Origin of the sequence: Aeromonas sp. S16(2024), assembly GCF_041403065.1 — a bacterium.
GTDB lineage: Bacteria > Pseudomonadota > Gammaproteobacteria > Enterobacterales > Aeromonadaceae > Aeromonas.
This window is the reverse complement of the sequence record NZ_JBGLQX010000035.1, coordinates 1-11,341: the sequence shown is the minus strand read 5'-3', so window position 1 is coordinate 11,341 and position 11,341 is coordinate 1. Positions and strand designations below refer to the sequence as shown.

Genomic DNA, 11,341 nt, shown 5'->3' with positions numbered 1-11,341 from the left:
GGTGCCGGAACATTAACGTTGCAGATCATCTTCCACCTCCAGCTCCAGCTGCTCTTCATCCAGATCCTCTTCGATATCCTCAAACAGCGAGTCGCTGCTCGGCATCTCGTCGTCGTGGAAGATGGCCTCCCCCTCCTGGATCATCCGCAGCTGCACGGCGCGCGGATCCTCGTCGGAGCGCACGTCGGCGGCGAAGCGGAACACGGATTCGTTGACCCTGAACTTGTCGCTGTTGCCAAGGGCGGTGATCATCCCGAGGCGCTTGAGGCGGCGCATGGAGGTGCGGATCTTCTCGAGCAGCTTCTTCTTGTCCAGATCCGTGCCGCCGGAGCGGCTGTTGACCATGCGCAGCAGTTGCTTCTCGTCGGCCAGACCGAGCACCTCCTCCTGCAACTCGCCCATGGTGAAGACCCCTTCGGAGGCGAGGCGGTCCGGGCTCAAATAGAGGTAACAGAGCACCTTGCCCACCAGCATATCGAGCTCGGAGAGCACTGTGGTGCCGATGTCGGCGCTGGGACGCGGGCGCAGGTAGAAGAAGCCCTCAGGCGCCTTGATGAGTTCGACCTGATAGCGGCCGTAGAAGATCTCGAGCTCGCCATGGAACTCCACCAGGGCCGAATGCTGTTCGAAATCGTCGGCACTGATGTGGCGCCCCGAGCGCAGGGCGGTGTCGATGCGCGGAAACAAGGGGTTGGCGATGGCCTCTGCGAGCCGCAGGGGCAAGGGAAACTCAGAATTGATCAATGACATAGGCCTGAACCTTGGATCCAGCTTGGTTAATGGGTTTCCATGCGGGTTGGCGGTGCAGCTCGCGCTCACCGCTGGCATGGCCGAGGCGCACGGCCTGGTCTATCAGCAGACGCGCCACGTCGAAGTGGGCGTGGGCCGGGAAATCGAGCAGGTATTCTCGCAGCACGTCGGCGAGATCCAGCTGCTGCCCCTGCTCGGGATAGCGGGCCAGATAACGCTCGATGCGCTCCGCCAGCGCCTGGTTGATGTCCACCATCTCCATGAACTCCATCTCGAGGGGCACCTCGCCGGTCACCTCCTCGTCGTGGATGGCGATGGTTTCGTCCCGCAGCTCCAAGAGGCGCGGCTCCTCGGCGACTCTGAGCAAGAAGTTGTGCTGCTCGAAGTTGCGGATGGATTCCCGCAACCGCTGGCTGAAGGCGCGGTTTTTGTCCATGTCGATGGCGTTGCGGATGAACTTGTGGACGTGCCTGTCATAGCGGGACCAGAGCTCGATGCACTGCTGACCCCAGGAGGTGATGACGTCGAGCCGCCCCTGCAGGGCATGGGTCAGCTCCTCGACGTGGAGGAGATCGTCGCGCCCCTGGGCCGCTTCCTGGATGTTGAGCAGCCCCGCCTGCAGGCGGTGGCCGGCGGCGTCCAGGGTATCCTGCAGCTCGCGCAGGGTCTGGCCCGTCTCGCGCAGCAGCTTCTCGCAGCTGTGGATGGCGTCGATCCAGTTCTGGGTCAGCAGGGCCGCAATCTCGTTCTTGACCTGATTCTGCTGCTCGTCCATGGCGCGCTGGGTGAGATCGATGCGACCGAGCGTCTCCTCCAGGGAGAAGGAGAGGCGCGGCAGCACTTCTGCATCCCACTGCTCGCGGGTGTTGGTCTCAAGCGCCGCCTTGCGGGCGGTGTCGAGCTCGGCGGCCAGGTGTTCCAGCAGGATGGAGAGCTTGATGGAGTCGACCTGACGGCTTTCCAGGAAGAAGTCGACGATGCTCATGCCAAGGCGCGACAGGCGATAGAGGCTCTCCCCCGCCACCATGTCGGTGGTGAAGCGCGACAGCAACTGCTGGCGAATGAGATCGTTGATGGCGTTGTTGGCGCGACCGGAGAGGGTCTCGTCCATCTGGCCGAAGGCGCTGCTCACATAGCCGAAGGCGTCGTGCAGCGCGGCCTCCGAGAGATCAGACTCGTCCTCGGACAGCGTCTTGATCGCAATCAGAAAGGCCAGCCTGTCGGTGGGCAGATTCAAGGAGAGGCCCTCCTGTCTGACCCATCCCACCGTCTCTGGCAGGGTACGGGATGTACTCATCATGACGTTATCATCTCGTTGTTATAACCGACGGGTCACTCGCCCGCCGTGGTGATATTGGCCGGGGTCGGTGGCGCCCCGGCGGCTTGATCCCGCATCACATTCACGCCGGTTCATCTCAGCCGACCGGCTTCTGGGCCATCACATGGATGTAGCGCCCAAGGGAGACAAAGGGTTCCTGACGACAGTAGTGCTGCTCCATGGCCAGCAGATCGTCGAATTTCTCGACCTGCTCCTGCTTGTGGCGCATGTAGTCGTGAATGACCCGCACCCCTGTCTTGCCGATGATCTTGAGGCCCCCCCGGCCTATCCAGTCATAGACCTGTTCCGGCAACTGGGGGTTGGTGGGCGTGAGCGCGGTCTGACGCTTCTTGTTCAGCCCCTGGCGCACATAGTCAAAATTGCCCACCACCAGGCTCTGGAACAGCAAGCCATGACGGTTGTAAAAAAGCAGCGACAGTATGCCCCCTGCATTGACGAAAGGGAACAGACCGAGCAGGGTCTGGCGGGGCTCGGCGAGCCACTCCAGCACCGCATGGCAGAGCACCAGATCGAAGGTGCCGGTCACGTGGGCCTTGAGATCCTGAATGGGGCAATGGATGAGACGAATTCTGTCTTCCAGCCCCTTTTCCGCGATCTGGCTGCGGGCCAGCGCCAGCATTTCTGCCGAGAGATCGCACAGCTCCACCTGGTGGCCCATGGCCGCCAGCTTCTGGGCGAAGTAGCCAAAGCCGCCGCCGGCATCCAGGATGCGCAGGGGTCGGTTGCCAAGGCGCGCCAGGCAGGCCTCGATGTCGCTCCACACCACGGCAGTGCGAATGCGCCCCTTGGTGGAGTCGTAAATGTTGCGGGCGAACTTGTCGGCGCGCCCGTCAAAACTCTGATCTTGCTTCAAGACACACTCATCTTCGGCCGCCCCGCCGTGAGGGCTCGCAGGAGGAACCACACAGGATTGGGCCACAGGAAAAAAGAGGGGTATTCTGTCACATCCCGGATCCGCTGAAAACTCAAGGACGACACCACAGTGTTTGAGCTTAACTTGTTTGTTGCCAAGAAGTGGCTGGGTCAGCTGTTGATGCCGCTGCCCTTCTCCCTCTCCTTATTGCTGCTGGCGTTGCTGCTCCTCTGGTTCACCCGCTTTCAGAAAACCGGCAAGCTGCTGGCGACCCTCTCCTTGCTGATCATCGCCCTGATGGGGATGAGACCCGTCAGCTATGAGTTGGCCCGCTCACTTGAGCAGACCTATCCGCCCTTCGAGATAAGCCAGCATCCAGATATCGAGGCCATCGTCGTGCTCGGCAACGGTCATGTGAGCGATCCGGCAGTGCCCGAACGTTCCTGGCAGAACAACATAGCCCTCGCCAGAACCCTGGAGGGGGTACGGCTGGCCCAGGCCTATCCAGAAGCCGAACTGGTCTTTTCGGGTTATGTGTCGGGGGATCCCCTCTCCAATGCCGAGGTCAATGCCCGCATGGCGACGACCCTCGGGATAGCAAGATCCCGAATGACGTTGTTTGAAAACAACAAAGACACCCATGACGAGGCGGTCAGCATCAGCGCCCACCTCAAGGGCAAGCGGGTGGCGCTGGTGAGCTCGGCCACCCACCTGCCCAGGGCCATGGCGCTCTATCGCGGCCAGGGACTCGATGCGGTGCCAGCCCCCACCGACTACACAGCCAAGCAGAGTCAGGTGGCGCAACCCCTCTACAGCTACCTGCCCAAGGGGCGTTATCTGATGTATTCCGAGGCTGCCATTCACGAGTGGATTGGGGTATGGTGGGCCCGTTTGCGGGGGCAGGTTAACGAATGAGCGATCGGTTCTTGCATTCCTGATTTGGATCAGGAAAGCGAAAAAAAATTACGTCATTTGCCGCCGGGTCAGCTATCTTGGGCTCGGTTCAATTCATATAATGTCGCGCAATCAAATGCCTAGGAGATAGAGAAGATGAGACAGCACCTGGTAATGGGTAACTGGAAACTGAACGGCACCAAAGCTTCTGTCGAAGCTCTGATCAAAGGACTGACCCCGGCTGCTGCCGCTCATCCTTCCGTGCAAGTCGCCGTCTGCCCGCCGGTTATCTTTTTGGGTCTGGTTGAACAGCTGACCGCTGGCAGCAAGATTGCTTACGGTGCCCAGAACGCCGACGTTCACGAGTCCGGCGCCTTCACCGGCGAAAACGCCCCCTCCATGCTCAAAGCCTTCGGTTGCACCTACTCCCTGGTCGGCCACAGCGAGCGTCGCACCCTGCACGCAGAGACCGATGACGTGGTAGCTGCCAAGTACGAAGCCATCCAGAAGGGCGGCCTGATCCCGGTACTGTGCATCGGTGAGACCCTGGAGCAGTTCGAAGCCGGCGTGACCAAAAACGTGGTTGAGACCCAGCTCAAAGCCGTCATCGACCGTTGCGGCATCGCCTCCTTCGAGAACGCCGTGGTGGCTTACGAGCCGGTATGGGCCATCGGCACCGGCAAGACTGCCACCCCGGAAATCGCGCAATCCGTTCACGCTCATATCCGTCAATACCTGGCCGGTTTCGACGCCGCCGTGGCTGCCAAAGTACAGATCCTGTACGGTGGCTCCGTCACTGGCGCGACCGCTGCCGATCTGTTCGGTCAGCCGGACATCGACGGTGGCCTGGTGGGTGGTGCGTCCCTGAAAGTGGACGACTTCTCCCAGATCATCGCTGGCGCCGCCCAGTAAGTGACGCAAGAGAGGGGCCTGGCCCCTCTCTTGATATCGCTTTCCTATGGGTCCCCTTCTTCCATAGGAAAGCCGATATAGTAAAAACGGCTGGCCCCATTTTCAGATATTGATATTCGACAACTCAGATCCAGAGGCACTCATGACCAAACAAATCAAACGTATTGGTGTTTTGACCAGTGGTGGTGACGCACCGGGTATGAACGCAGCCATTCGCGCCGTGGTGCGCGCCGGTCTGCATCATGGCCTGGAAGTCTACGGCATCTATGATGGCTACCTCGGTCTGCATCAGGACAGGATCGTCAAGCTCGAGCGCCACAGCGTCTCCGACGTGGTCAATCGCGGTGGCACCTTCCTGGGCTCTGCCCGCTTCCCCGCCTTCAAGGACCCGAAAGTGCGCGCCGAAGCGATCGAGAACCTGAAAAAACACGGCATCGACGCCCTGGTGGTGATCGGCGGTGACGGCTCCTACATGGGTGCCAAGAAGCTGACCGAAGAGGGTTTCCCCTGCATCGGCCTGCCGGGCACCATAGACAACGACATCGCCGGTACCGACTTCACCATCGGCTTTGACACCGCCCTGAACGTGGTGGTCGACGCCATCGACCGTCTGCGTGACACCTGCAGCTCCCACCACCGCATCTCTGTGGTCGAGATCATGGGCCGCCACTGTGGCGATCTGGCCATGTCCGCCGCCGTTGCCGGTGGCGCCGAGTACGTGATCGTGCCGGAAGTGGCGTTTGACAAAGAGAAACTGCTGCAACAGATCAAGGAAGGCGAAGCCAAAGGCAAGAAGCACGCCATCATCACCATCTGCGAGCACGTCACCGACGTCAACGCCCTGGCCAAAGACATCGAAGCCATGACAGGCCGCGAAACCCGCGCCACCATTCTGGGTCACATCCAGCGTGGCGGCTCGCCAACCGCCCGCGATCGCATCATGTCCAGCCGCATGGGGGCCTTTGCCGTCGAGCAGTTGCTGGCCGGTCAGGGTGGCCGCTGCGTCGGTATCCAGGGCAACGAGATGGTGCACCACGACATCATCGACTGCATCGAGAACCTCAAGCGCCCCTTCGATCAGGAGCTGTACGATCTCTCCACCACCCTGTTCTAAGCCACTCGGCTTTTTACCGGCTGTTGATGACAAAAACCCTCCATCGGAGGGTTTTTTTATGCCTGCATTAGTGTCCCTGCTGACAGGCACAGGCCACTGCCCTCCCTGATCCGTCCGTGAGCCAGCCGAACCGCCCCCTGTTACGTTTCTGCCAGATAGGGTGGGGATATAGGCGCACTGTTGCGTTCCGTTCTTTCTTTTCACCTCTATGTCTTTTCACCCCTCTCCAGCAGACGCTTGCCCCCTTCACACCCCTCGCCTTTCCTGCACTCCTACCCGTACTTCAGCCATAGGCTTGCTCGGCCTGGAACCCGCACACCTCCGACCTTAGTGCTTCTCAGGGCGCCTCTCGCCCCGCCCCTTGCGTCCTCTGACAACAAGCAGCCCCATGCCTGGAACCTGTCTCTGCGCAGCTGTGGATGCAGGCTCACACCTGCAGCCAATAATGTCCAAAAAGAGCGGCTCGGCGGTCGGGGCCGCGGGTTTTCTCCTGCCGAATGCCTGCTGTTTTGCCCTGTTTTCCTCTGTGAATTGAAATTCAGCCGGGAGGTAATGACGATAAAGCACCGCCCCCACTGGGTTTCCTCCATGACGGCCAGATAAATGTGATGGGAAAAGGGAAATGATACTGCCAGCTAACCAACCCATCATTGGCGACACTTTCAGGCGCATCACCCAGCCATTTTTCGTCACAAAAGTTGATAATCACAAAAAGAGTCTCGTACAAACCCCATCAAAAAACGCAAACGAAAAACCATAAGTTACTGTATATAAACAATATAGTGATATTCGTAATATGCTAAAAATACACCACCCCATGGATGGGTGATAAAACGGCCATGAAATTACAAAAACACCGCATTACGATGCCACCAACTGAATTTTGCCACATAAATACATTTTTCATTGTTATCCCCAGTCATTGTGGTATCTTGGTCTCATCATCAGTCAGCCAAGGGAGACAAAATAATGAAAGAGTTCGTTGTTACCGCCGTTTTTACCGTGTTTTTCACTCTGGTTGCCGTCTCTCTGCCCTCGCTGGCACAGCTCTAAGGCGGTTAATCGGTCAGGCAGCGGCTTGCCCTGCGTCTTGATAACGCCACCAGGCCGCAAAAACACCCGCAAAGGTGGGTTTTTGAAGGCTTGCGCAAGAACAGGATGCCAGTCATGACTTATTGGCTATCTGTGAGCATTTAACGACCCGAACGACATGATCGCCGTTCTTGCAAGGGGAGCCTCAGTGCTCCCCTTGCTGCATCTGTCTGTGCGGGATTTACTCTTGCCCCCCTGACCGTCACAATGTCCGCTGGATTTGCCATGCAGGAATCACCATGACTCAGGATGCTCTGCGCCACTGGCGCCGCGACCTTCATCGTCACCCCGAAGCCGCCTGGTGTGAATTTCGCACCAGCGCCATCATCGCCCACCACCTATCCGAACTCGGTTTCTCCGTCATGCTGGGGGACAAGCTGCTGGCCAGCAACCTCATCATGGGACGGGAGATCGACGTCGCAGCCCAGAAGGAGCGAGCCCTGCGTCAGGGGGCCCACCCCGACTGGCTGGCCCGCATCGACGAGATCACCGGTGTGATGGGGGTCTGGGACAGCGGCCGCCCCGGCCCTACCCTGGGCTTTCGCTTCGACATCGATGCGGTAGAGGTGGAGGAGAGCCGGGAGCCGGCGCACCAGCCCTGCCAGGAGGGGTGGCACTCCGCCAACCCGGGCTGGATGCACGCCTGCGCCCACGACGGCCACACCGCCATCGGGCTGGTGCTGGCCGAGCGGATCGCCGCCCTGGCCGAGCGGCTCAACGGCCGCATCAAGCTCTTCTTCCAGCCTGCCGAAGAGGGGTGTCGCGGCGGCAAGGCGCTGGCAGCGGGCGGTCAGCTCGATGATGTGGATGCCCTGCTGGCGCTGCACATCGGCATTCATGCCAACAGCGGCGAGCTGGTGATCAATCCCACCGAGTTTCTCTGTTCAACAAAATTTGACGTGGAATTTATGGGGCGCGCCGCCCACGCGGGGCTCGAGCCCAACGCCGGCAGCAACGCCCTGGCGGCGGCCTGCATGGCCACCACCGCCATGCTCGGCATTGCCCGCCACCGGGACGGCATGACCCGCATCAACATAGGCCAGCTCAATGGGGGCAGCGGTCGCAACGTGATCCCGGGTCACGCCCGCCTGATGGGAGAGACCCGGGGCGCGACCCCGGCCCTCAACGACTACATGTTCGGCCAGGTGCAGCAGATAGTGGAAGGGGCTGCCATGATGCAGGGGGCCAGCTACCTCATTCGCAAGCAGGGGGAAGCCATCGGCATAGAGAACAGCCCGGCCCTGCTCGAGGAGATAGTGCCGCTGGCCGAGGCGCTCAAGCTCGAAACCATCCACAGCCGCCGTTTCGGCGCCAGCGAGGACGCCGGTTTCCTCATCGAGCGGGTGCAGCAGCACGGCGGTGAGGCCGCCTACCTCATTCTGGGGGCCAATCTGGCGGCGCCTCACCACCATCCGGAGTTCGACTTCGACGAGGCCGTGCTGGCCCCAGGCGTCGCCCTGCTCGAGGCCTGGCTGCTCAGCCGTCTCGGCACCTGAGAACGCCAGCGATGAAAAAAGGCAGCCCGAGGGCTGCCTTTCTTGTCTCTGAGAAGTCGCCTAACGCCGGGCTCAGCGTCCCAGCACTATGTCAGAGAGGTGGGCGAAGTGATGGATCTCGTGGGTCGCCTCGCAGGGCCCCTGCTGGCGGGCGGGGTTGTACCAGCAGGTCGCCAGCCCCTGGGCGGCGGCACCGGCGATGTCGGTCTTGGGGTTGTCCCCCACCATCAGCACCCGCGCCGGGCTCGGCTGCCCCATCAGATCCAGGGCGTGCTGGAAGATGGCGGCGGCCGGCTTGGTCACCTGCACCTCGTCGGAGATAACGAGGGGCTCAAACCACTCGTTCCAGCCCAGCTTGTCGAGACGACCGCGCTGGGGCAGGCTGAAACCATTGGTGATGATCCCCATCCTGACCCGGCTCTTCAAGGCCAGCAGGGTCTCCTCCACCCCCTCCAGCGGCATGCTCAGGGCGATGATCTGCTGCAGGAAGGTGTCATTCATCGCCATGGGCGCCACGTCCACCTGCTCGGCAAACATCGAAAAACGGGTCTGCTGCAGCCAGGTGGCGTCTATCTCGCCCGAATTGTATTGCTGCCACAGCCTGTGGTTCAGCTCGTGATAGGCCGCCATCCTGGGGGGCGTCGGCGTCACGCCATAGATCTGCAGGGTGCGCTCCAGTGCCTGGGCGACCGGGAAATCGAGCAGGGTCTCGTCCAGATCGAACAGCACCCAGTCATAGCTTGCTTGTTTCACGCTTGTCCTCATTGGTTGTACTTGGCGATTCATGTCGTGGCCTGGGTGCCAGGCTCGGCCATGCCGAGCGGGCTGGCGAGCAGCGTCAGCGACAGCCTGACGCCAAACCCGGTCACTTCGCTGCCGACCACGCCGTTGCCCCCCTTGTTGCGAAAACCGCTCAGGTCGAGGTGCAACCAGGGTGTCTGCCCGGGCACGAAGCGGCTGAGGAAGCGGGCGGCGTCGATGTGATCCGGCGAGCTACCAGGGGCGCACTGTAACAGATCGGCCCACTCGCTATCGAGGTTGTCGTCGAAATCCTCGTCCAGCGGGAAGGGCCAGATCCGTTCACCGCTCTGCTGTCCCAGGCGTATCAGCTCGGGAAGCCAGTCGGGGCGATTGGTGAAGGCGCCGCTGTAGCGGCTGCCGAGCGCCCGCTTGCAGGCACCGGTCAGGGTCGCGTAGTCGATCAGCAGATCGGGCTCCCCTTGGGCCGCGAGCGCCAGGGCATCCGCCAGCACCATGCGCCCCTCGGCGTCGGTGTCCACCACCTCTATGGTGGTGCCATTGAGGGCGGTCACCACCTCCCCCGGTCGATAGGCTTTGGGGCCTATGTGGTTCTCGGCGATGGCGAGCCAGCAGTGCACCTCAACGGGCAACCTGGCCCGGCTGATGGCATGCAGGGTCCCGAGCGCCACCGCGCTGCCCCCCATGTCCAGGTGCATGCCATACATGCTGCCACCCACTTTCAGGTTATAGCCCCCGGAGTCGTGGCAGATCCCCTTGCCCACCAGCGCGATGCGGCGCACCGGATTGGCCGGGCAATAGCTGAGCCTGACGATGGCGGCCTGGTTGTCCTCCGAGCCCCTGGCCACCGCCAGGAAGGCGCCGGCACCGAGCTTGGCGAGGGCCGCCTCGTCGAACTCCTGACATTGCCAGCCCTCTTGCTGCGCCAGCTGCCGCGCGAAGGCACGGTAACTGCCGGCATTGAGTTCTGAGGCGGGCAGTACCGCCAGATGGCGGGCCAGCCCGTTGCCCTGCGCCTCGGCCTCGATGCGGGCCAGATCCAGGACGCAGGGGGGAGACAGGGTCAGGCTCTGATAGCCGATGGGCGCCTCGTCGACGCGTTTGTGGGTGGGCAGCGGCACATCGGCCGCCAGCAGGGCGGCGAGCACCAGCTCGGCCAGCAGCGCCCGGGGCGCCTCATCGAAGCCCTCCAGGTGCAGCGCCAGTTGCGCCACCTTGAGACCCGCAAGGGGGGCTGTCCAGGTGCGGATCTGCTTGTAGAGCCGGTGATCCAGCACGGGAGCCGAGTCCACGAAGAGCACCAGCTGCAGGCCCTGGCCATCCGCCAGCCGGTAAGGGGCCGGCAGACCCAGGGCTATCTGGGACGCCACCCCGGCGAAGGCAGGCTGCGCCAGCAAGGCGTCGCGCCCGGTCTCGGCTACCAGCAGCAGTTTGACGGGAATGTCGCTCGCCATCACCTCGTTCAGGGTGCGGGTCTGCATGGTTATCTTGGGGGGAAGGTAGTTGAAAGCGTGCATCACAGGGAGAGGCCTCATCCATGAACAGAAGCCAGAATGATACCGAACAAATGGGACAAAGGATCGCCACCACATAAATTAATGTGCTGGATCAGGGTGATACAAGAGATAGTCGAGAGGGATATAGAGAAGGGGAAAAGATAATAAGTTGGTTGCGGGGGCCAGATTTGAACTGACGACCTTCGGGTTATGAGCCCGACGAGCTACCGAGCTGCTCCACCCCGCGTCCGAATTGTGTGTCCGTTGCCGGACCTTGCCCGCAAGTTGCCGAGCAGTAGCAGCTTGCGTCTTCGTCTCATCGCAGCGGTACAGACCGAGCCATGAGGACAAATAGTTGGTTGCGGGGGCCAGATTTGAACTGACGACCTTCGGGTTATGAGCCCGACGAGCTACCGAGCTGCTCCACCCCGCGTCCGAATTGTGTGTCCGTTGCCGGACCTTTCCCGCACGCTGCCGAGCAGTAGCAGTTTGCGTCTTCGTCTCACCGCTGCGATGCAAGACCGCGCCATGAGGACAAATAGTTGGTTGCGGGGGCCAGATTTGAACTGACGACCTTCGGGTTATGAGCCCGACGAGCTACCGAGCTGCTCCACCCCGCGTCCGAATTGTGTGTCC

Annotated in this window: 9 protein-coding genes and 3 tRNA genes; 4 read left to right on the top strand and 8 right to left on the bottom strand. The window is 61.4% G+C overall.

Annotation, left to right across the window (positions count from 1 at the left end; all coding sequences use genetic code 11):
• Positions 1-12: 12 nt before the first annotated feature.
• The 3 genes from mukE to cmoM all read right to left on the bottom strand — a co-directional run bounded on the left by mukE (position 13) and on the right by cmoM (position 2,942).
• Positions 13-750, bottom strand: a complete 738-nt coding sequence (gene mukE, locus ACB030_RS18905) for a chromosome partition protein MukE (RefSeq protein ID WP_371161928.1) — start codon at positions 748-750, stop codon at positions 13-15.
• Positions 731-2,050, bottom strand: coding sequence for a chromosome partition protein MukF (mukF, locus tag ACB030_RS18900; protein ID WP_371161926.1), 1,320 nt, complete (start codon positions 2,048-2,050; stop codon positions 731-733). Before mukF ends, mukE begins: the two co-directional genes overlap by 20 nt.
• A gap of 115 nt (positions 2,051-2,165) precedes the next feature.
• Positions 2,166-2,942: a tRNA uridine 5-oxyacetic acid(34) methyltransferase CmoM gene (gene cmoM, locus ACB030_RS18895; RefSeq protein WP_371161924.1), complete on the bottom strand. Its 777-nt coding sequence runs from the start codon at positions 2,940-2,942 to the stop codon at positions 2,166-2,168.
• A 144-nt stretch (positions 2,943-3,086) separates the two neighbouring features.
• Between cmoM and elyC the strand changes: the two genes are divergently transcribed.
• From elyC to ACB030_RS18875, 4 genes are all read left to right on the top strand, one after another.
• On the top strand, positions 3,087-3,857 hold the full coding sequence (elyC, locus tag ACB030_RS18890; RefSeq protein ID WP_371161957.1) for an envelope biogenesis factor ElyC: 771 nt from the start codon (positions 3,087-3,089) through the stop codon (positions 3,855-3,857).
• A gap of 135 nt (positions 3,858-3,992) precedes the next feature.
• Positions 3,993-4,748, top strand: a complete 756-nt coding sequence (gene tpiA / locus ACB030_RS18885; RefSeq protein ID WP_106886694.1) for a triose-phosphate isomerase — start codon at positions 3,993-3,995, stop codon at positions 4,746-4,748.
• A gap of 142 nt (positions 4,749-4,890) precedes the next feature.
• Positions 4,891-5,862 carry a 6-phosphofructokinase gene (gene pfkA / locus ACB030_RS18880; protein ID WP_005326082.1) on the top strand — a complete coding sequence of 324 codons (972 nt, stop codon included), beginning with the start codon at positions 4,891-4,893 and terminating at the stop codon, positions 5,860-5,862.
• Positions 5,863-7,193: 1,331 nt separating this feature from the next.
• On the top strand, positions 7,194-8,450 hold the full coding sequence (locus tag ACB030_RS18875) for an amidohydrolase (RefSeq protein ID WP_371161921.1): 1,257 nt from the start codon (positions 7,194-7,196) through the stop codon (positions 8,448-8,450).
• Between the two features lie 72 nt (positions 8,451-8,522).
• Here ACB030_RS18875 and yjjG read toward each other — a convergent pair whose 3' ends face one another.
• The 5 genes from yjjG to ACB030_RS18850 form a co-directional block, all read right to left on the bottom strand.
• Entirely contained in the window at positions 8,523-9,203 is a 681-nt protein-coding gene (yjjG, locus tag ACB030_RS18870; protein ID WP_371161919.1) for a pyrimidine 5'-nucleotidase, read from the bottom strand.
• Positions 9,204-9,232: 29 nt separating this feature from the next.
• A complete protein-coding gene (locus ACB030_RS18865; RefSeq protein ID WP_371161917.1) occupies positions 9,233-10,729 on the bottom strand; it encodes a leucyl aminopeptidase family protein in 1,497 nt (498 codons plus the stop codon).
• A 146-nt stretch (positions 10,730-10,875) separates the two neighbouring features.
• Positions 10,876-10,952, bottom strand: a tRNA-Met gene (locus ACB030_RS18860).
• A gap of 109 nt (positions 10,953-11,061) precedes the next feature.
• Positions 11,062-11,138 (bottom strand) — tRNA-Met (locus ACB030_RS18855).
• A gap of 110 nt (positions 11,139-11,248) precedes the next feature.
• Positions 11,249-11,325 (bottom strand) — tRNA-Met (locus tag ACB030_RS18850).
• Positions 11,326-11,341 lie beyond the last annotated feature (16 nt).